Annotated in this window: 16 protein-coding genes and 1 other annotated feature; of the genes, 13 read left to right on the top strand and 3 right to left on the bottom strand. The window is 68.8% G+C overall.

The window, feature by feature from the left end; translation table 11 throughout:
• Together HNR07_RS10170 and HNR07_RS10165 are read left to right on the top strand one after the other, a co-directional pair.
• Positions 1–516: a flavin reductase family protein gene (locus tag HNR07_RS10170; RefSeq protein ID WP_184364565.1), complete on the top strand. Its 516-nt coding sequence runs from the start codon at positions 1–3 to the stop codon at positions 514–516.
• Positions 513–2,126, top strand: a complete 1,614-nt coding sequence (locus HNR07_RS10165; RefSeq protein WP_221318771.1) for an acyl-CoA carboxylase subunit beta — start codon at positions 513–515, stop codon at positions 2,124–2,126. Before HNR07_RS10170 ends, HNR07_RS10165 begins: the two co-directional genes overlap by 4 nt.
• Positions 2,127–2,150: 24 nt before the next feature.
• Here the strand turns inward: HNR07_RS10165 and HNR07_RS10160 are convergent, their stop codons facing one another.
• A complete protein-coding gene (locus HNR07_RS10160; protein WP_184364563.1) occupies positions 2,151–2,813 on the bottom strand; it encodes a TetR/AcrR family transcriptional regulator in 663 nt (220 codons plus the stop codon).
• Between the two features lie 79 nt (positions 2,814–2,892).
• Here HNR07_RS10160 and HNR07_RS10155 point away from each other — a divergent pair.
• A protein-coding gene (locus HNR07_RS10155; RefSeq protein ID WP_246420228.1) for an IS3 family transposase occupies positions 2,893–4,124 on the top strand; the annotation gives its coding sequence in 2 pieces (ribosomal slippage) (positions 2,893–3,178 and positions 3,178–4,124; 1,233 coding nt in all).
• Positions 3,171–3,284 (top strand) — a sequence feature (AL1L pseudoknot). It overlaps the preceding gene by 114 nt.
• A gap of 208 nt (positions 4,125–4,332) precedes the next feature.
• Here HNR07_RS10155 and ltrA read toward each other — a convergent pair.
• Positions 4,333–5,802: a group II intron reverse transcriptase/maturase gene (gene ltrA, locus HNR07_RS10150; protein ID WP_221318691.1), complete on the bottom strand. Its 1,470-nt coding sequence runs from the start codon at positions 5,800–5,802 to the stop codon at positions 4,333–4,335.
• A gap of 754 nt (positions 5,803–6,556) precedes the next feature.
• Here ltrA and HNR07_RS10145 point away from each other — a divergent pair.
• The 10 genes from HNR07_RS10145 to HNR07_RS10100 all read left to right on the top strand — a co-directional run bounded on the left by HNR07_RS10145 (position 6,557) and on the right by HNR07_RS10100 (position 19,953).
• Positions 6,557–7,378 carry a transposase family protein gene (locus tag HNR07_RS10145; RefSeq protein ID WP_184364562.1) on the top strand — a complete coding sequence of 274 codons (822 nt, stop codon included), beginning with the start codon at positions 6,557–6,559 and terminating at the stop codon, positions 7,376–7,378.
• A gap of 626 nt (positions 7,379–8,004) precedes the next feature.
• Positions 8,005–8,835: a helix-turn-helix transcriptional regulator gene (locus HNR07_RS10140; RefSeq protein WP_312893723.1), complete on the top strand. Its 831-nt coding sequence runs from the start codon at positions 8,005–8,007 to the stop codon at positions 8,833–8,835.
• A 1-nt stretch (position 8,836) separates the two neighbouring features.
• A complete protein-coding gene (locus HNR07_RS10135; protein ID WP_184364560.1) occupies positions 8,837–9,859 on the top strand; it encodes a DUF1702 family protein in 1,023 nt (340 codons plus the stop codon).
• Between the two features lie 108 nt (positions 9,860–9,967).
• Complete coding sequence (locus HNR07_RS10130; protein ID WP_221318770.1) at positions 9,968–10,915, top strand: DUF1702 family protein; 948 nt, start codon at positions 9,968–9,970, stop codon at positions 10,913–10,915.
• Positions 10,912–12,267: a cytochrome P450 gene (locus HNR07_RS10125; RefSeq protein WP_184364557.1), complete on the top strand. Its 1,356-nt coding sequence runs from the start codon at positions 10,912–10,914 to the stop codon at positions 12,265–12,267. Before HNR07_RS10130 ends, HNR07_RS10125 begins: the two co-directional genes overlap by 4 nt.
• Before the next feature lie 56 nt (positions 12,268–12,323).
• A complete protein-coding gene (locus HNR07_RS10120) occupies positions 12,324–12,893 on the top strand; it encodes a DUF5987 family protein (protein ID WP_184364556.1) in 570 nt (189 codons plus the stop codon).
• Positions 12,890–14,539, top strand: a complete 1,650-nt coding sequence (locus HNR07_RS10115; protein WP_184364555.1) for an FAD-dependent oxidoreductase — start codon at positions 12,890–12,892, stop codon at positions 14,537–14,539. The genes HNR07_RS10120 and HNR07_RS10115 overlap by 4 nt, the downstream gene beginning before the upstream one ends.
• Before the next feature lie 95 nt (positions 14,540–14,634).
• On the top strand, positions 14,635–15,621 hold the full coding sequence (locus HNR07_RS10110; RefSeq protein ID WP_221318769.1) for a carboxymuconolactone decarboxylase family protein: 987 nt from the start codon (positions 14,635–14,637) through the stop codon (positions 15,619–15,621).
• Entirely contained in the window at positions 15,618–16,442 is an 825-nt protein-coding gene (locus HNR07_RS10105) for a TIGR03084 family metal-binding protein (protein ID WP_312893721.1), read from the top strand. The genes HNR07_RS10110 and HNR07_RS10105 overlap by 4 nt, the downstream gene beginning before the upstream one ends.
• Positions 16,443–16,674: 232 nt before the next feature.
• A complete protein-coding gene (locus HNR07_RS10100) occupies positions 16,675–19,953 on the top strand; it encodes a BTAD domain-containing putative transcriptional regulator (RefSeq protein WP_184364554.1) in 3,279 nt (1,092 codons plus the stop codon).
• Here HNR07_RS10100 and HNR07_RS10095 read toward each other — a convergent pair.
• Positions 19,943–20,317, bottom strand: coding sequence for a hypothetical protein (locus HNR07_RS10095; RefSeq protein ID WP_184364553.1), 375 nt, complete (start codon positions 20,315–20,317; stop codon positions 19,943–19,945). The two genes, HNR07_RS10100 and HNR07_RS10095, sit on opposite strands and share 11 nt — an antisense overlap.
• Positions 20,318–20,372: the final 55 nt, after the last annotated feature.

Genomic DNA, 20,372 nt, shown 5'->3' with positions numbered 1-20,372 from the left:
ATGCCGGACCTGCGCCGGGTGATGTCCGCGTTCGCCACCGGGGTCACGGTACTCACGGTCGGAGGCGACAACCCCAACGGTATGACCGCCAACGCCTTCTGCTCGGTCTCCCTCGAACCGCCCCTGGCGCTGTGCTGCGTGGGCCGTACGGCACGCCTGCACAAGGCCGTCTCCGCCGAAGGGCACTTCGCGGTGTCGGTCCTGTGCGCCGATCAGGAGGCGACCGCCCGCCATTTCGCGGACCGGGCCCGCCCGCACGGATGGGAGCAGTTCGCACCGGTGGCCTGGATCCCCGGCCCCCGCACGGGAGCTCCCCTGATCACCGGCGCGCTCGCCTGGCTGGAGTGCGAGGTGACGGAGGAGATCGTGGCGGGTGACCACACGGTGTTCGTGGGCCGGGTGCTCGAAGCGGCATCGGGGGAGGAGGGCTCCGCCCTGCTGTTCCACGGCGGAGCCTTCCACGGGCTGCCCGGCGCTGCCCCTGCTGTCTCCGACGGGCGGGTGAGAACCGCATGAGCGTGTCCGAGGTCGATCTGCGACCGGTGTCCGTACCCGGACCGGGGGCCGGGGAGGAACTCCGCACCATGGCGGAGCTGCGTCGGGAGCGCGACACCCGCCTGGCCCGTATCGAGGCGGGCGACCCCAACGGTGTCGAACGCCAGCACGAACTGGGCAAGCGCACCGCTCGGGAGCGCCTGGGGCTGCTCCTGGACGAGGGTTCCTTCGTGGAGCTCGGGGTGTTTCGCCGCCGCAGGGAGGCAGGTCCGGACACGGAGGGCCGCCGCCCGCACACCGACGGCGTGGTGACCGGGACGGGCACGGTCGAGGGCCGCCGCGTGTTCGTCTACGCCCAGGACTTCACGATCCTCGGGGGGTCGCTCGGCGCCGAGCACGCGAGCAAGATCCACCGGGTGATGGACCTGGCCCTGGACGCGGGGGCGCCCCTCATCGGGCTGAACGACAGCGGCGGCGCCCGGATCCAGGAGGGGGTGGCGGCACTGGACGGCTACGGCGGGATCTTCCGGCGGCAGGTGGCCGCCTCGGGGGTGATCCCCCAGATCAGCGTCGTCCTCGGCCCCTGCGCGGGCGGGGCCGCCTACTCACCCGCGCTCGCCGACTTCACCTTCATGGTTCGTGGCACGGCGAGGATGTACCTGACCGGGCCGGACGTGATCGCCGCGGTGAGCGGGGAACAGGTGGGCCACGACGAGTTGGGCGGCGCCGACGTCCACGGCGGCCGGACCGGTGTGGCCGCGGTCGTCCACGACGACGAGGACGCGTGCCTTGAGGACGTGCGCCATCTCGTCTCGCTTCTGCCCGACAACAACCTCTCGCATCCGCCCGCTGAGCCGCCGACCGGGGCCCGCGAGGACGTGCGCCCGCGTCTGGCGGACATCGTTCCGGTGGAGCCCAACAAGCCCTACGACATGCGGGACGTGGTCGCCGAGGTGGTGGACGGGGGCGATTTCTTCGAGGTGCACGAGGGGTGGGCGCCCAACGTGCTGTGCGCGCTGGCCCGCGTGGACGGCGCGGTGGTCGGGGTGGTCGGCAATCAGCCGATGGTCCTGGCCGGTGTGTTGGACAGCGACGCCTCGCAGAAGGCGGCCCGCTTCGTCCGCTTCTGCGACGCCTTCAACATCGCGTTGGTGACCCTGGTGGACGTGCCCGGCTTCCTGCCGGGGAGCGCGCAGGAGCACGCGGGTGTGATCCGGCACGGGGCGAAGCTGCTCTACGCCTACTGCGAGGCGACGGTCCCGCGTGTCCAGGTGATCGTGCGCAAGGCGTACGGGGGCGCCTACATCGTGATGGACTCCCGCTCGATCGGAGCCGACCTCTCCCTGGCCTGGCCCGGCAACGAGATCGCCGTGATGGGAGCCGAGGGCGCGGTGAACGTCGTCCACCGCAGGGAGTTGCGGGCCGCGGCCGACCCGGACGCGCGGCGCGAAGAGCTGGTCGCGGACTACCGGGAGCGGTTGATGCACCCCTATCGCGCACCGGAGGAGGGGTTCGTCGACCAGGTGATCGACCCCGCGGACACCCGCGCCGCGGTGGCGGACGGGCTGGCCCTGCTACGGGACAAACGCAGGGAACAGCCCAGGCGCAAGCACGGCAACCTGCCGCTCTGACGCCAGGACTGTCCGGCGGGCTTCTCAGGCCCCGGCCGCTGTCAACGCCGTGAGGCGCGTCGCGGAGTCCGCCACGGACACTCCGGCTGGGCCCGGAAGGTCGCCGCAGCCCACCATGAGGGAGACGAGCTGGTCCTCGAAGCACCGGTCCGCGTCGTAGGGCGGGATGAGGTAGGACCCCAGATCGAGGGTGGTCAGCCCGTGCACCGCGCACCACAGGCGGTGGGAGACCAGTTCGGGGTCGCCGTGGTGGAAGCGACCGGCGGCCATGCAGCGCTGCACGCACTCGGTCACGTTCCGGAGCGTGTAGCGGCCGTGTTGCCTGTCCTCCTCGGAAACGCTGAACCCGGCCAGGGAGCATCCGCCGAACATGACCGCGTACAGGTGCTCGTTGTGCGAGGCGTTGTGGCGGAACGCCCTGCCGAGCAGGGCGAGGTCGGAGACGGGGTCGTCGGTGCCCTCCACCCGGGTGAGGTGTTCCTGGAGGCGGGAGAACCCTTCGCGGACCATTGCGTGCACCAACCCGCCGATCCCGTCGAAGTAGGTGTACACGGCCATGGTCGAGCTGCCCGCTTCCTGGGCGATCCTGCGGGTGGACAGGGCTTGTGGGCCCTCGTCGGTGAGTAGGCGGCCGGCGGTGTCGACGATGTGGGCCCGGGTGTGGGGATCTGCCTTTCTGGGACTCATATGCCCGAGTCTGGCCAAGGCCGTGGGTGTTTCGTGCCGGGTGTGATGGAGGCTCTCAAACCTGGGAAGGATGAGAGACATGCCAGCACCGAGGAAATACCCCGATGAGCTGAGGCAACGTGCCACCCGCATGGCCGTGGACGCTCGCCGGGACCCGGCCAGCCGCAGCGGTGCCATCGCCCGTATCGCCGACCAGCTGGGCATCAACCGCGAGACCCTGCGCAACTGGGTCACCCAGGCCGAGGTCGACGCCGGAGACCGCCCCGGCACCACCACCGACCAGGCCCAACGCCTGGCCGAACTTGAACGCGAAGTGCACGAGTTGCGGCGAGCCAACGCCATCCTCAAGTCCGCGTCGGCTTTTTTCGCGGCGGAGCTCGACCGCCCACACATCAGATAGTCGCGTTCATCGACATCCACCAGCAGGAGTTCGGGGTCGAGCCGATCTGCCGCGTCTTGCAGGTCGCCCCGTCCACCTACTACGCCGCCAAGAACCGGGCCCCGTCACTGCGCTCACGCACCGATGAGGTCACCACCGCCAAGATCCACCAGGTACACGCCGACAACTACGCCGTGTACGGGGCCCGCAAGGTCCACGCAGAGCTGAACCGCCAAGGCCACCGGGTAGCCCGCTGCACGGTCCAACGCCTGATGAAACGGGCCGGGCTACGCGGCATCTCCCGCACCAAGGGACCCCGCACCACGGTCGGGACTACAGCCTCGGACACCCGCCCTGACCTGGTGGAACGCGCGTTCACCGCTGATGCTCCCAACCAGCTGTGGGTTGCCGACATCACCTACATCCGCACCTTCGCGGGCTGGGTCTACGCCGCGTTCGTCATCGACGTGCACTCGCGCCGGGTGGTGGGCTGGCAGGTGGCGAGGTCGCTGCACACCAGCCTGGCCCTGGACGCGTTGGAAATGGCCGTGTGGAACCGGTCCCATGTCGGTCGGCGCATCGACGGTCTGGTCCACCACTCCGACCGCGGCGTGCAATATCTCGCGGTGCGCTACACCCAACGCCTGGCCGAGGCGGGGGCGGTGGCCTCGGTCGGTACCACCGGCGATTCCTACGACAACGCTCTGGCCGAGGCGTTCCACTCGCTGTTCAAGGCCGAGTTGATCCGTAACCGCGGGCCCTGGAAGGGGTTGGACGAGGTCGAGATCGCGGTGGCCGAGTACATCGACTGGTTCAACCACCGCCGTCTGCACGGCGAGATCGGGCTGGTGCCGCCAGCGGAGTTCGAGGACCACTTCTACCGGCAGGAATCGGTGTCAGCACACGACGAAGCGTTGGTTCCGAGCCTCTAAAGAACCCGGCACGAAACAGGGTGTTCGCTACTTGTGGCTGGCGCTTATTACGGCCCGCCGGTTCACCGTGTTTCGGTCTCTTCGTGCGGACGGGTTCGGAGTAGGGTCGGACCGTGGCGCCTTACCGTGATCACTCACGACAGGTTTCCACGGCCCGCCCTCCGAACCCGCCGTGCGCCTTTCAACGCAACGGGCTCTCCACGGTTCCTCAACAGGTTGCAGGTCGTGTGGTCCACGGGGTGGGAATCGAATACCCCCTGAACCGATACCGGGACACCGTGACGTTGGATGCGCCACGGAAAACAGATCCCTGATAGGCGAGCCGCCACCCACGATCGGTGAACCGCCGCCTCAACTCACGCAGACCAATATTGGAGTGCTTGCGGCGGATCCAAGAAGACAACCTCCACCAGGAAAAGGAATCCACAGTGGAGAACATCTTCTTGGACACACCATGACGGAAGTAGTTCGCCCACCCCCGAACCATCGTGTCCACCTCCGCGATCTTGCGTTCGGTGGCCGTGTTCCGGGTGGGTCTGTTCGTTGCCCGCCGCACCCCGTCCTTGATCGCCTGAACGGATTTCTTAGACGGGATGGTGTAGACGTACCGACGTCGGGTCCCTCTCTTCACCCTGCGGCGAATATGAAACCCGAGGAAATCGAACCCCTGGTCGATATGGACAACCCCGGTTTTCTCCTCGGCCAAGCGCAGCCCTAACGGGGTCAGTACCTGGCTCACCTCTTCTTTCAAGACCTCGGCCCGGTCACGGCTCCCTTGCACCATGATGACGAAGTCATCAGCGTAACGAACCAGTTTCCAGTTACCGATTCCCTTCTGGCGACGAACACGTCTACGGTATGCACTGGTTTCCCATTGCGCTGCGATGTATTCGTCCAGTGCTGACAACGCGATGTTGGCCAGCAACGGTGACAGGATTCCGCCTTGCGGCGTCCCGGTGATGGTCTCCTCTCGATTCCCGGACTGTGTCATCACGCCGGATTTCAAGAACGATTTCACCAGCGCGTTGGTCCGCTTGTCCTTGACCCGTCCTCTCACCCTATCCATCAAAGAGGTGTGATCGATCTCGTCGAAGCACGCTTTGATGTCGGCTTCCAGAACCCAGTGGTGGTTCTTCACCGGTGAGGCGAGGCTGTGGATCTCGGCGATCGCGTCCTGAGCGCGCCGGTTGGGCCGAAAACCATAGGAGCAGGGAAGGAAGTCCGCCTCGAAGACCGGTTCCAGCACCGCTTTCAGTGATGCCTGAACCACTCTGTCGATCACGGTGGGGATCCCCAGCTTGCGCAGCTTCCCGCCCGCTTTGGGGATCGCCACCCGACGTACTTCACTGGGTCGGAATTCCCCGCTTTTGAGCAGGTCGCGCACCTGTTGGAGGAACGCATCCCTTCCGATACGGGATCGGACCATGTGCACGGTGACCCCGTCGACTCCTGCTGTCCTGGCACCTTTGTTCCGGGCGGTGCGTTCGAACGCATCGACCAGGAACGCCGGATCATAGACCAGGTTGAATACGTCATCGAACCTGCGTGAAGAATCCTCCTTCGCCCATTGATGGAGTTTGGTCTGCATCTTCCGTACCCGAAAGTAGGCGGTATCGGAATCCGGCCATACGATCGAAGCTCCGGTGTTCACCGGTGCGTCTTCGGATCTTGCATTCACCTGTGTTCTCCTTGGAATCGCTGCCGCCCTTCGCCATGTGACCGGCTTTCCCGGTCTCGGACTACTACGGCGTCTCCGCCCCACTGGCCTTCTTCGGTGAGCATCGCACCTATCCTTTCCTTTCTCGATGGCATCGAGAAGGGAAGGGAGTGAGGACCGGTGGTTCCCACGTTCGCTGTTCTCCGATCGACGGGCGAGGTACCCGGCTTTACCCCCGCAGTATCGCCCTGGTTACGCCGTAGACCTTCACCAGGGCCTCCCTGCCAGATCTCACATACCGGCTCGGGAGTTTTCCACCACGAGAGAGAACTATGGTCCTCTCCGTTGGTGGATGCGCACTGCTTTCCAGCCCGGATCCACCGGGTTAGAGCTGGCGAAAAATTAGGGGGTTTTATGGCACCGGTTCCTTTCGTATACCGTCCCATCTCGCTAACCGCGGCATGACCCATCCGGTAGTACTGGGCCATCCAGGCATTGTCAGGGCTGCTTCCCGTCCTTGGCGGCGATCTCCGCTTCAGACTGCCCCTTGCTTCACCTTCTCGCTACGACGAGAAGGCGGCGGAGTTGCTTTCACCTCCACTCGGATATGTGTTTGAACAGCGCCTCGTGGCGCACATGAGGTTTTCTCAGCGAAATAGCGGGGGCTGTGAGCGAGCGCGAGATCGTACGGGCCGACCTTGACCTCAGACAGACGTGAAGCCCCTGGTAGGACAGGTCTCACCACAAGATCGTCCACAGCACCAGAGGCTTCACGTTGGTCACCTATTCTGCCATGCTCGATGTCCCCCGCCACGTGGTGGAGTTCCTGGCCCGCTTGTTGGCGGCCCACCGGCGGCGGATCGGCACCCCGCAGGGCTCGCGGGCGCTGGGTCCGTTCCGTCAAGCGGTACTTGTGCTGCGCTGGTTCCGTGAGCATGGTTGCGTGCACTGCCTGGCCCGTGATGCCGGTATCTCCCAGGCCACTGGCTACCGTTACCTGCACGAGGGCATCGACGTCCTGGCCGATCAGGCCCCGGGCCTCCACCGGGTTCTGAAGGAATGCCGGGCCAAGGGCCTTGGCCACGTGGTCTTGGACGGGATGCTGGTCGAGACGGACCGTGTCACCGGCACCCATGTGAACAGTCAGGGTAAGCAGGTCGACACGTGGTACTCCGGCAAACACCGTTCCTTCGGGGCGAACGTACAGTTCCTGTCCGCGCCGGACGGTACGCCGCTGTGGGTCAGCGACGCCGAGCCGGGGTCAACGACTGACATTACTGCCGCGCGTGAGCACTGCCTGCCCGCGCTCTACAAAGCCGCCGCTGATGGCCTTCCCACTCTGGCCGACTCCGGGTACCAGGGTGCGGGGATCGGCATCCATCACCCGCACAAGAAGCCGAAAGGCAGCTCCCACCTGCATTTTCATGCTGACACGCAGACCCACAACGCTCTACTGCGAGGGGTCCGGGCTCTGGGGGAGCGTACTGCCGCCGAGCTCAAGGAGCGCTGGCGTGCGCTCAAGCGGGTCACGCTGAGTCCCTCCCGGTTCGGCGACATCACACGATCCGCGCTCGTCCTCAACGGGCAGTGGAAATGATCTTCGTTGAGAAAACCTCAATGATCACCCCTTTTTCTGGCCGACGCGTCGGTGCCGGGCGCCAGGAGTCGCGCAAAGTAGCCGATGCGGCCCGAACGTGACTCGTTGTTTCTTGACTCGGGGGTGCAGGTCTCGCCCAGCCAAAATAAGTACCCGGTTCTGTCTGAATCAATTGCCCGATGATTGCGATTTCTTAGCTTCTCGCACAATCGACAATCACTCAGGGTGGCGCGGCGTCACTGTCGGTGTTTCTCTTGCGGTTGTAAATGAGGGGCGGTCTGTCCTTTTTGTTGCCCCATGGAGCAATCTGGGAGATGATTGCCGCTCTGGCTCGGTGGAACTATGAGTATTGCTTCGCGGCCCTCGGGTTGAGGTCACGCGGGGGTGTACTTGCCTCCGAGTGTGATTGTGGTTTTCTCTTGGTTTGGGATGGAAGGCTGGCGCTCCTTTCTTTGTTTAAGTTACCGTTCGATTGGTTGGGTGGATCAATTATCCTTCGCTGGAGGTCCGTCCCGGCCTGTTTTCGCTCTCTGTTTTTTGCTGCTGCCTCTCTGTGTTGAGTCCTTGATTTATGGTTCTGGTTAATGGGAAAATTTCCCGCCCTCTGCTATGCCTGGGAGAATCGTATGGAGAGAATGGACAGGTCCGTCCGGCAAGCGATCAACACCATGCACAAACGCTACACAGAGGCACTCACGCTGAACCAGATAGCCGCCGAGGTCTTTGTGAGCCCCTATCATTTCTCCCGGGTCTTCGCGCGGGCGACAGGTGTTCCTCCCGGCAGATACCTGACCTCCGTGCGACTGTTCGCCGCCAAACGGCTCCTACTCACGACCGACCTCACCGTCTCCGACATCGTGTGCGGGGTCGGCTACAACAGCGTGGGTACCTTTACTAGTAGGTTCACCCGCGCGGTGGGAATGTCGCCTACCCAGTACCGCGACCCCAGGGTGGCCGAACTGCTTGTGGTCGTCTCCCACGAGTACTCCTGTCTGCCCGGTACGGACGAGATGCGCCGGGCGCGGTTCCTGAAGCCGCGGGCTCCGGGCCCCTGCCACACGATCAGCGGTACGCTCGACCTCCCCGAAGAGGCCGGAGCCAGCGACGTGCTCGTCGCCGTGTTCCCCGAAGCGGTCCCCCAGGGATCACCTGTTGCCTACGAGGTCTTCTCGGCCACCGGCCGGGCGGAGTTCAGCATCGCCGATGTCCCCACGGGGCCGCACGTGGTCATCGCGGTCGCCGTGCCCAAGAGCGACCGCACACGCTCCGGAAGGATGTTCCTCAGCTCCACCCGGCACCCCCTCCGAATCGCCAGAGGACTGCGGACCTACGTACACCTGCCCCTGGAAGAGGTCCAGGAGACGGACACGCCGCTGGCCGTCACTTTGGCCGATCCGTCGGTCACGCTGGAGGGAAAGTTCTCCCGCTCCGCCTGCATCCGTCAGACCGTCGCCTGAGATGGGTGCCGGTCCGCGCCCTGTCGGCGCCCTCGGACGCATGCTGCTCGCACCGCCGCTCCACCGTGTCGGCTTCGCGCACCTGGGATTCCCCGGTCGGGACTCCCCCTCCGCACGCCGCCTGGAGAGGATTCCCGAAGCCGTGGTCTGCGGATTCGAATGGGGGATCGAGGCCCGTGACCCCCGGGAGGTGGAGCATCGGTTGGAGACGGTCGCCCCCGACCTGCGCGGGTTCGCCTTCGAGGGCGTCGCCATGGCGTACACGATCCGTGACGCGCTCCCTCTCGGCGGGAGGGACCGGACCCGTGAGTTCATGCTCGGCCCCGCGTTGCCCCACACGTTCCTCACCTACATCGGCATCGGCTTCGCGATGTCCCGCCTGCCCCGCCCGCTGTGGCGGAACATCCTGCCTGACCTGGAGGGCAACCCCTACCATCCGACCATGAGCTGGCTGGCGGTCGACGGCTACGGCTTCGACCTGGCCTACTTCGACGCCCCGCGCTGGATCGACGGCCAGCGCACACCCAGGCCCTATCCCTGGGAAGGCGCGCCCGAGTACTTCCCCCGAGCCTTCGACCAGGGGCTGGGACGAGCACTGTGGTTCGTCCACGGCGCACGCCACGACGGGGTCGCGGCCGCGGTCGGGCGCTTCCCGCGGCAGCGCCGACCCGACCTGTGGAGCGGGGTCGGCCTTGCCGCGGTCTTTGCGGGAGGCGCGAGCCCCGCGCAGATCCGCGCACTCCTGGACCTCGCGGGCGAGGACGCGCCGCACGTCTTCCAAGGGGCGGTCTTCGCGGCCAAGGCCCGAGTCTTCTCCGGGCACGTGCCCGAACACACGGAGGTAGGAGTCCAGGCACTGACCGGTATGGACTCCGGTACCGCGGCCTCGCTCGCCGACCGGCAGCGCGTCGAACCGGGAGGCGGCGGCACCGAACCCGCCTACGAGGTGTGGCGCGCTCGGGTACGCCGCTGTTTCTTCTGGAGTGCGCCGGACCCCGGCCCTCCTCCGCAGGGCAATCCCTGAGTAGATCCGAACCCGCCACCGCGAGAAGGATGGGGGACAGACCGATCCGGAAGCGACGGGAGCGAGGACCAGTTGGCCACCGTGTGGGGCGCCCTGAGGCGCCGGGTGATGACACCCAACGCATCCGAGACGACAGTGGAGACCCGGGGTTTCCACGACAAGGGACCGCAGGCACGGCAGGTTCTGGAGACCGTGGGGGAGTCCTTCCTCGCCGGTCTCGGGGAGGCGGTGGAGACCGGCTCGCCGGCCGCCACCGACGAAAGGCTGGCCGCGCTGCCCGTCCGCTACCAGGGCTTCGCCTACGAGGGCGCGGCCATGGGGTTCGCACTCCTGGACGGGCTCCTGCCCGGAAGCCGCCGGACCGCGGCATTCCTCCGAGGCCCGGGTGCGGCGCACGTGTACATGGCCTATGTCGGGATCGGCTGGGCCATGGCCCGCCTGCCGAGACCTCTGTGGCCCGACCTGAGCGGTCTCGACCCGCTGCTGCGCTGGCTGGTGCACGACGGCTACGGGTTCCACCAGGCCTACTTCCACACCGACAAGTACGTGCACCGGCAGGCCCGTGACCCCAGGGCGGCCCGGTGGACCGGGGATGGCGCCTACGCGCTGCGGGCCGCGGACCAGGGCATCGGCCGCGCCCTGTGGTTCGTCGGCGGGACCGACCCCGACCAGGTCACCGGACTGGTCGAGCGCTTCCCGGCCTCCCGCCGCCCCGATCTCTACGCGGGGGTCGGGTTGGCCGCCACCTACGCTGGCGGAGCGGACGAGGCCGAGCTCCACCGGCTCCGGGAGCGCGCGGGCACGCACCGCGGTTCCCTGGCGCAGGGCGGCGCCTTCGCCGCCGAGGCCAGGATCCGCGCCGGGCTCCTCGTGCCCCACACCGAACTCGGTGCCGCCGTGCTCTGCGGGACGGACGCGCGGAGCGCGGCCCGTACCTCGCGCGAACTGCGCCCCGACGCCGCAGGACCGGACGACGACACCGCCTACCCCAGGTACGAGGTGTGGCGGGCCGCCCTGGCCCGGGAGCTGGCCCCGCGCGAAGGGGGACTGGCATGACCAGCCCCGGCCTGCGCCATCCGCCGCGTACGCCTTTGTCCGAAGCCCCCGCCATGTTGCGCGACCTGCTCGGGGACCGGCTCGCGATGATGAGCACGGCGACCGACAACCACGGTGACGCCGTGCGTATGGTCGCGGGACCCAAGACCCTGTACTTCTTCAACCACCCCGACCACGCCAAACGGGTGCTGACCGAGAACAGCGGCAATTACCACAAGGGCATCGGCCAGGTTCACGCGAAGAGGGCGCTCGGTAACGGGCTCCTGACCAGCGAGGGCGAACTGTGGAAGGCCCAGCGCCGGACGATGCGTCCGGTCTTCGGCCACCAGCGGATCGCCGGTCAGGCCGACACCGTGGCCAAGGAAGCCGCGGCCCTGGTCGACCGGTTGTGGGCGCGCTCCCGCAGCGGCCCCGTGGACGTGGCCGCCGAGGCCACCGGACTGACCCTGGGGGTCCTGGGCCGTACTCTGCTCGACACCGACCTCCACGCCTTCGACACGATCGGCGAGTCCTTCGAGGCCGTCCAGGACCAGGCCATGTTCGACATGGTCACGATGAACGGGCTGCCCGTCTGGTTGCCCTTCCCCACCCAGACGAGGTTCCGGCGCGCCCGCCGGGAGCTCCAGCGCATCGTGGGCCGTCTCGTCCGTGACCACGTTCCCTCGGCGGGCGCCGACGACGCGCTCTCCCGGGTGATCGCCGACGCCGCGGCCGAGCCCAGCCCCCGGGCCCGCGCCCGCCGGGTGCGCGACGAGTTGGTCACCCTGCTCCTGGCCGGACACGAGACCACCGCCAGCACCCTGAGCTGGGCTTTCTACCTGGTGGACCGCAATCCGGGCACCGCCGAACGGCTTCACGACGAGGCGGTGCGGGTCCTCGGCGACCGACCGCCGACCTTCGAGGACCTGCACGAACTCACCTACACCACGAAGGTCGTCCAGGAGACGATGCGCCTGTACCCGCCGGTGTGGATCCTGCCTCGCAGGGCGCTGGCCGACGACGAGGTGGGCGGATACCACGTTCCCGCCGGATCGGACGTCCTGATCTGCCCCTACACGCTGCACCGGCGCCCCGACTCCTGGGAGGACCCCGAGCGTTTCGACCCGGAGCGCTTCGACTCCGCCAACCGGGACGGACGGCACCGCTACGCCTACATCCCCTTCGGCGCTGGCCCCCGGGTGTGCGTCGGCAGCAACCTCGGGATGTTGGAAGCGGTCTTCGTCCTCGCGACCGTCTCCCGGGAACTGCGCCTCACGCTCGCACCGGGGCACCGGGCCGTACCCGAGCCCATGCTCTCGCTGCGGGTCAAGGGAGGGCTGCCCATGACGGTCCGCCGGGCCCGGAAGGGCTGACCCGGCCACGGCCCGCCAGCCCCACGCACCACTCCGCACCCACAGAGGAGACGACCATGCCCCAGGGCATCCCCGACGCTGAAGACATCGAGACACGAACACTGGAGGCGTTCGCCGACACCATCCTCCCCGGCGCCAAACGCACACCGGACGACGTGATGATCGCCGGACGCTCGCACGACGCGGGAGCGGTCGAGGCGGGCGCGCTGGAACTCCTGCGGACCCCGGCCACCGGGGTCACCTCCGGCCTGGGCGAGTTCGTCGGCCTGCTCAACGACCACGCCGAACACCACGCCGGACTGCGCGGCCTGGAACTGACCGGGGAAGCGCCGCCCTTCGTCCAGTTGCCCTTCGAGGAACGGACCGCACTGGTCACGGCACTCACCTCGCCAGGCCATCCGGAGAAGGAGTTCTGGGTGATGCTGGCGCTCTTCTGCAACATGGCCTACGACAGCGCGGCCCACACCAGTACCCCCGCCGCCATCGCGGCCGGGCACCCGGGCCTGCGGGCCATGGGGTTCGCCGCTCCCGACGCGGACGGCCTGTTGCGTTTCAAGGAGTACTCCTACGGCAGGCCGCTGGCCCGTCTCCACTCGGACACCACTTCCTCGGGGAGCCCCGCATGAGCGTCAAGGACAGTACCGACGTGCTCGTCGTCGGCAGCGGTTTCGGCGGCGCCATCACCGCCTACCACCTCGCGGCGGGCGGGGCGCGGGTCACCGTGCTCGAGCGCGGCCCCTGGCTTGAGAGCGAGGAGTTCGAGCACGACTTCCTCCTCGGTTCCTCCTACACCAGGGCCTTCGACTTCACCGTGGGCGACGGGATGAGCATCCTGGGCGGCAACTGCGTGGGCGGCGGGAGCATGGTGTACTTCGCCGCGCTGCCGCGCGCCCCCCGGTTCGTCTTCGACCGCCGGGGCTCCATCGGGCGGCGCATGTGGCCGCAGGCCATCACGAGGGACACCCTCGATCCCTGGTACGACCGGGTAGCCGAGGCGATGGGCGTGCGCACCCAGGACTGGAGCGACGTCAGCTACGCGGGCGGTCTGTGGGGCGCGGCCTGCGACCACTCCGGTCGCACGGCCAACCCCGTCCCGGTCGCGATCGACAAGGACACCTGCGTCAACTGCAACTGGATGATGGCGGGCTGCCGCTTCGAAGCCAAGAAGTCCCTGATGTTCAACTACCTGCCCGCCGCGCTCGCCCACGGGGCGAGCATACGGCCCCTCCACGAGGTCCAGCGGGTGGAGCGCAAGGTCGACGGCGGCTACCGGGTGCACTACGACGTCATCGACGAGGACGACTACCGCATCAGGACGGACTCCGGCAGTATCGACGCCAAGGTCGTGGTGCTCGCCGCGGGCGCCGGCGCCACACCCGTCATCCTCAAACGGTCCGAGGCCGACCTGGGCACCATGCCCCACGCCGTCGGCCGCTACTTCTCCGGTAACGGTGAACGCCTCAACACGGCCGTGGTCAACGAGGACCGGGTCCGCGACGTCCTCGGACTCTCCCGGGACGAAGATCGCGCCTACGAGGCCTTCCAGATCGGCAAGGGGCCCTGCGTGGCCAACTGGGACCGGCTGGACGCCTCGCTGCCGGAGTACTCCCGCTACTCCCTGGAACAGCTCTACTTCCCGCCCGCGCTGGGCACCATCCTGGCCCAGGTCCCCGGAGCCCCGGCACCAGCCTGGTTCGGTGCGGACAAGAAGGAGATGCTACGCCGCTGGAAGTCGTGGCTGATCGTCTTCACCATGAGCGAGGACGACAACGAGGGGGTCTTCGGCGCTCCTCCGCCCACCGGAAACGCGACCCGGCTCTCCCAGCAGATGCTCGGCAGGGGCTCGCTCAGCTACCGCCCCACCATGAACACCCTCAGGGGATGGGAACAGTCGGACGCCGAGGTCAAGGAGATCCTGGAAAAGGACGGGATCGCCAGCGTCGCCCCCTGGACCAACGACCTGGTCGGCGCCTACACCGTCCATCCGCTGGCCTCGTGCCGGATCGGCGACGACCCGCACACCTCGGCCCTGGACGACCGGCACGAGCTGCGCGGCCACCCCGGGATCTTCGTCACCGACGGCTCCGCCGTTCCCGGCGCCCTGACGGTCAATCCGGCCATGACCATCGCCGCCCTGGCCGAACGCTCGGTGCCGGGCATCGTCGAGGCCGCCCGCGAACGCGGTGTCGACGTCACCTACGGCGCTCCCGCCCCCGACGGCGCCACGTCGGGGCGCGGGAACGTCCTCAAGCTGACCGCACAGAGGACCTGAGGATCACGGCCTCCGTCACCGACCCCCGGGAGGGCCCCGTGTTCCGGACCGCTCTGAGAGCCGCGGTCAGAAGATCCCTGAAGGACGTACGCCACGTGCGGCCCGTTGCACCGCGAAGGGCCCGCGGCGGCATCGCGGACCTCTACCGGCAGTTGGAACGGGATTTCGGTGTCCTGGCCCCGCCTGTCGCCCTGCTCACACCCGCCCCCGAGTGCGCGGCGGCCACCTGGGTGGCGCTGCGCGAGTCGCTGCTGGTCGCCGGGCGAGCCTCGCGTTCCACCCGGGAGGCGGTGGCCACAGCCGTCTCCCGGGGCAACACCTGCCCCTACTGCGTGGAGGTGCACGGCGCTACGCTCGGCTCGCTCGAACCGGGCGGGGGAGGGGGCGACCCGCGGGCCCTGCCCACCGGCGACCGCACGGTACGGGCCGAACTCGACGCCGTCGCCCTGACGTTCGAGCACATCAACCGCCTGGTCAACGTCTTCCTGCCCGATTCTCCCCTGCCCGCCTTCGCCCCCGCGGCGATGCGGGGGCCGCTGCGTCGCGCCACGGGAGCGGCCATCGCCTCGGGAGCCACACGTGCGACCCCGGGGACGGCCCTCGACCTGCTGCCCGAAACGGCACGGCGGGCCCCGGTCCCGGAAGACCTGGGCTGGGCCGTGGCGGCCCCCCGGACACTGCGCGCCCTGACCGCGGCGACCGCGACCATCGACGCCGCCGGATCCCGCGCCGTCCCCGATACCGTCCGGGACCTGCTCCAACGCCACCTCGAAGAGCACGGTACGGGTCCCGCCGGCGTCAGCCGCTCCTGGACCGAGGAACCGGAGCGGGCCCTTCCCGCGGCTGACCGCCCGGTCGGCCGCCTCGCCCTGCTCACCGCCAGGGCCTCCTACCAGGTGGGTGACGACACCGTCGCTGCCTGCCGGGAGGTCGGAACCGATGACGCGACCCTCGTCCGCGTCGTCACCTGGGCTTCCATGACAGCGGCCCGACACACCCTCCGAACCGACGGGCGAGCGCACCCGCGCTCCCTGACCGACCCCCTCCAGGAACCAACGGAGAACGAGAGGAACCAGCCGTGAACAACCTCCCCAACGTCATCACGGAACTGCCCACCGTCATCGAGCACCTGTCCGCCGAGTCCGCGCAGATCGACGCCCTGGTGGCCGACCTGGAGCCAGCCGATTGGGCCCGGCAGACACCGGCTCCCGGGTGGACCGTGGCCCACCAGGTCGCCCACCTGTGCTTCGTCTTCCGGCTGGCCGGAACCGCCGCTTCGGACGCCGACGCCTTCGCCGCCATGACGGCCAAGGCCAGCGAGGACTTCGACGGCGCCGTCAACGCGGTCCTGGCGGCCTACCCCCTGGACGACCCGGAGAAGCTGCTCGCCCGCTGGCGCGCCGACCGTGACTTCGCGGTCGAGGCGCTCGCCGCCGCTCCCGCCGACCAACCGCTGCCCTGGCTCGTGCGCCCGATTCCTCCGGGGGTTCTCGCCTGCGCGGGCATGATGGAGGTCCTCGCCCATGGCCAGGACATCGCCGACGCCCTGGGGGTCACCCCCGAACGCACCGACCGGATCGGCAACGTGGTGGGCTTCGCCATTCTGACCTGGGAGTTCGGTTACCAGTCCCGTGGGATCACCCCGCCGGACACCGAGTTCCGCTACGAGCTCACCTCGCCCTCCGGCGGCAAATGGGAGTTCGGCCCCGCCGAAGCCGAGCAGCGGATCACGGGGGAGGCTGCCGACTTCTGCCTCCTGGTGACGCGGCGCCGCCACCGCGACGACCTTGAGGTGAGCGCGATCGGCGCGGACGCCGACCACTGGCTGGACATCGCCCAGGCCTACCGGGGTCCCGCCGGTGAGGGCCGCAAGCCGGGCCAGTTCGCCACAGGTCAGGGCTGATCACCACGGCCTCGGGTCCCAGGCAGGTCCCGACGCCGATCCGGTTCCCTCGGGGCGGCCCGTTCCGCATCGGCGACCAGCGTTCGCGGCTCGGAGCGAACGCTGGTCGCCGACCCCTTACCGGAGTAACGTGGCAGCGAAAGCTGCGGCGAGACCGCACGCGTCGGCGCCGAGTGCGGAGGGAAGGGACACGTGTCGGCTCCCTGGCCGAGCAACGTGTCTTCGGAAGCCTATGAGATTCGGAGTTCTCGGCCCGGTGGCCGTGTGGACGGAACCGGGCGAGCGGGTCACCGTCCCGGGGCGCAAGGTCCGGGCGCTGCTGGCCTCCCTGATCCTCGCGGAGGGGCGTCCGGTCTCTCCCTCACGGTTGATCGAGGACATCTGGGAGGGCAGCCCGCCCGAGAACCCGAGTGCCGCCCTGCACGCCAAGGTCTCACAACTGAGGCGGGCCCTGGAACAGGCCGAGACCGGAGCCCGGGAGCTGGTCGCCCTCAGGGACGCCGGCTACCTCCTCGCGGTGCGACGTGAGGGGGTGGACGCCTGGCGCTTCCTCGACCTGGTGAACGAGGCGCGCGGGCAGGACGCCCCCGCGGCCCGTGCCAAGGTCCTGACCCGTGCACTGGACCTGTGGAGGGGACCGGCCTACGCTGACTTCGAGGACGAGTCGGTGATCCGCGCGTCCGCCAGCAGGCTGGACGAGGAGCGCGTGGAAGCGCTGGAAGCCAGGGCGGAGGCCCTGGTCGAGGCGGGAGAACACGCCCGGGTCATCGGTGAACTCGAAGAACTGGTGGTCCGGTACCCCCTGCGGGAACGCCTGCGCGCCGCTCAGATGACCGCGCTGTACCACGCGGGCCGCCGGAGCGAAGCCCTGGACAGCTACGCTCGCCTCCGTTCCCGGCTGGCTGAGGAGTTCGGTCTCGAACCCGGGGAGCGGTTGCGCGACCTCCAGGGTTCGATCCTGCGAGGTGACCTGTTCCCAGCGCACGCACCCGGGCCGAAGCCGTCCCGGACCCCGCGTGCCCTATCACGCGCTCTCACCCGCCTGGTGGGACGGGACGGTTTGCTGGACGACCTCAGACGACTCCTGGTGGGTCACCGGCTCATCACCCTGGTCGGCCCCGGAGGTGTGGGAAAGACGCGGCTCGCCCTGGAGGTGGCCGCTCTGGAGGCCGACGCCGGACGCGACGTGGTGTACGTCGAACTTGCCGACCTCGCCACCTCGGCGGAGCCCTCCGACACCGGGCCCCTCGTTGCGAAGTTGGCGCTGGCCCTGGACCTCAGAAAGGGCACCGGGCCCGTGACCGCCGAGGAGGCTGTGGTGGCGGCCCTCGCCGGACGAGACGTCCTCCTGGTTGTGGACAACGGAGAACACGTGGTCGAACCGCTCGCGGCGCTGCTGGGCGGGTTGCTCGGCTACGTCCCCGAAGCGCGGGTGCTGTTGACGAGCCGGGAGCCCCTGGCGCTGCCACCGGAGCGCCGCTACCAGGTCCCCCCGCTGGACCTGCCCGACCCGGAGGCCGCACCGGACCCGGATTCGGCCGCGCGCAGTCCCGCCGTTCGCTTGTTCGTGGAACGCGCCGCGGCGGCCTGCCACGGGTTCACCCTCGACTGGAGCAACGCGGCTGATGTCGTGGCGTTGTGCCGACGACTGGACGGGCTCCCCCTCGCTTTGGAATTGGCGGCGTCCCGCGTGTGCTCCCTGGGCGTGGCCGAGGTGCTCGAACGCCTCGACGGCCGGTTCCACCTGCTGGACAGCGCAAGAGCCGTGTCCGGACGTCGCAGGCGTACGCTGCGTGCGGTCATCGACTGGAGCTGGGACCTGCTTGGGGATGATGAACGCGCGGTGCTTCGACGCCTCTCCGTGTTCTCCGGAGGCTGTGACCTGGCGTCCGCCGAGGCCGTGTGTTCCGGGGGCGGCGTCCGGACCGAAGCCGTGGCCGGTGCGCTGGCCCGGCTGGTCGACCGTTCCCTGGTCACCTCCGTGCGGCCTGACGGCGGCGCGGGAGTGCGTGGGACGAGGCGTTTCGGTCTCCTGGAGACGATCTCCGCGTACGCCGCCGAACGACTGGATGAGTCCGGCGAGCGGGAGCCGGTGTCCCGACGCCATTGGGAGCACCAGACCTCGCTGGTCCGCCGTACCGCGCCACAGCTCCGAGGGAGCGGTCAGCGGGAGGCCCTGGCCCGACTGGACGCGGAGTCGTCGAATTTCCGGGTGGCTCTGGAATCCGCCCTGCGGATGAAGGAGGCGGGCGCGGCCTGGGAGCTGGCTGAGCCGTTGACCTGGTACTGGATGCTTCGGGGCAGGATGGCCGAGGGGCGGGACCTGCTTCACCGGCTCTCGGACCAGGCCGCGGCCCTGCCTCCGGCCCCGCGGGACGACGTGGACGGCTGCTGGCTCGGCCTGGCCCTGTTGGACGGGGCCGGTGCGGACACGGACGGCCGGGTGGGGCAGATCGTGGGGCGACTGCTGGTCGCGGAGCCGGCCTGTTCGTACCGGACCTTGTGGTTTCTCGCCCACGCCCTGCTCAGCACCGGTGGTGATACAGCGGGGGAACCCCTGGCCGAACGTGCGCTGGTAGGGGCACGGGAGTCGGGGGACCGTTGGACCGAGGCGGCCGCGTCATGCGTTCTGGCGGGCCAGGCGCTGTCTCGGGGGGACTTGGCAGCCGCGCGCGGCTGTGGGGAGCAGGGCCGACAGCTGTTCTCCGAACTCGGGGACGATTGGGGCGTCGGTCATGCCTCCTTCGTCCTCGCCTCTCTGTCCGAGGCCGCCGGGGACTACGACCGGGCTCGGGAGCTGCACCGGGACAGCGCCCGACGAGCGCGCAACCTCGGAATGTGGCCCGAGGAGGCTGATGCCGTCACCGGCCTGGCCAGACTCGATCTGTTGGAGAAGGACTACGCCGGAGCCCGGGAACACCATGAGCGGGCCGTCCGACTCGCGGTCGACTGCGGTTACAAGGTGGGCGAACTGTTCGCTCGGATCGGCCTGGGGCTCGGGGCGCGCCGGGAGGGGGAGTACGAACAGGCTCGCGAGCACCTGGACGAGGTGCTCGCGTGGAACCGCCGCTCCGAAGTGGACACCGACGTGGTGGACTCGCTGCTCCTGGTCGAACTCGGACTCGTTGCCGAAGTCCAGGGCCGTGTCGGTGACGGACTCCGGCTCCAAGAACAGGGGTACGCGGCGGCTGCCAGGGTCGGGGACCCCCGGGCTCTCGCACTCTCCCTGGAGGGGATCGCGTCCGCCATGGCTGCGAAGGGTCGCCATACCGTCTCCGCCCGGTTGCTGGGTGCCGCCCACGCCACACGGGAGTCCGTCGGGGCTCCGCTGCCGGACGCGGAGAACGGTGATGTCCGACGGGTCGAGGGCGTGTTGCGGCGCGAACTCGGTGACGCGTCCTTCGAAGTCGTCTTCGCTGAGGGGCGCGGTCTCGAACCGGGGCAGGCGTTCGCACTCGCCTGCCCCGGTCGCTCGGCGCATCAGCGGAGGTCAGGGTCGGTCAGCACGTGAGGGTGACCGTTGCGGACACGCGGTTGAACATCATGTTCGGGTCCCAGACCACGGCCTCGTAGGAATGGGTGCCGCTCCTGCGGCAGTCGAGCCTGACCGACGCCTCGGCACCCGGGAAGACGAAGCGCTCCTCCACCACGCGGGGTTGTGTCGGTGTGGCCACACGCACCAGCCACAGAACGGTCGGTGCCCCGCAGGTGCTGCGCGCGGTTGTGCTCACGTGAGTGCCCTCGGCCGAGAGCGCGGGGTCGTCCGGAACGGACAGGCACGAGGGAAGGGCGGCGGTCGGCGATGGACTGGCCGAAGCGGGTGCCGCCCACAGGAACGGAGCGGCCACCACTGCTGCGCAGACCGTCAGGGTCATGGAACGAGAGAGTTTCACGGGGACCTCCGGTGTCGTATGGTTCGGTGTGCGGGGC

This window comes from Nocardiopsis metallicus, from assembly GCF_014201115.1.
GTDB lineage: Bacteria > Actinomycetota > Actinomycetes > Streptosporangiales > Streptosporangiaceae > Nocardiopsis > Nocardiopsis metallicus.
The sequence above is the reverse complement of the archived record's forward strand: the minus strand, read 5'-3'. Positions and strand labels throughout refer to the sequence as shown.

Excerpts from the sequence above, each read along its gene's own strand:
- HNR07_RS10140 (WP_312893723.1), top strand. The coding sequence starts at position 8,005 with ATGGAGAGAATGGACAGGTCCGTCCGGCAAGCGATCAACACCATGCAC.
- HNR07_RS10170 (WP_184364565.1), top strand. The coding sequence starts at position 1 with ATGCCGGACCTGCGCCGGGTGATGTCCGCGTTCGCCACCGGGGTCACG.
- HNR07_RS10100 (WP_184364554.1), top strand. The coding sequence starts at position 16,675 with ATGAGATTCGGAGTTCTCGGCCCGGTGGCCGTGTGGACGGAACCGGGC.
- HNR07_RS10115 (WP_184364555.1), top strand. The coding sequence starts at position 12,890 with ATGAGCGTCAAGGACAGTACCGACGTGCTCGTCGTCGGCAGCGGTTTC.
- HNR07_RS10120 (WP_184364556.1), top strand. The coding sequence starts at position 12,324 with ATGCCCCAGGGCATCCCCGACGCTGAAGACATCGAGACACGAACACTG.
- HNR07_RS10125 (WP_184364557.1), top strand. The coding sequence starts at position 10,912 with ATGACCAGCCCCGGCCTGCGCCATCCGCCGCGTACGCCTTTGTCCGAA.
- HNR07_RS10135 (WP_184364560.1), top strand. The coding sequence starts at position 8,837 with ATGGGTGCCGGTCCGCGCCCTGTCGGCGCCCTCGGACGCATGCTGCTC.
- HNR07_RS10130 (WP_221318770.1), top strand. The coding sequence starts at position 9,968 with ATGACACCCAACGCATCCGAGACGACAGTGGAGACCCGGGGTTTCCAC.
- HNR07_RS10165 (WP_221318771.1), top strand. The coding sequence starts at position 513 with ATGAGCGTGTCCGAGGTCGATCTGCGACCGGTGTCCGTACCCGGACCG.
- HNR07_RS10160 (WP_184364563.1), bottom strand. The coding sequence starts at position 2,813 with ATGAGTCCCAGAAAGGCAGATCCCCACACCCGGGCCCACATCGTCGAC.
- HNR07_RS10095 (WP_184364553.1), bottom strand. The coding sequence starts at position 20,317 with ATGACCCTGACGGTCTGCGCAGCAGTGGTGGCCGCTCCGTTCCTGTGG.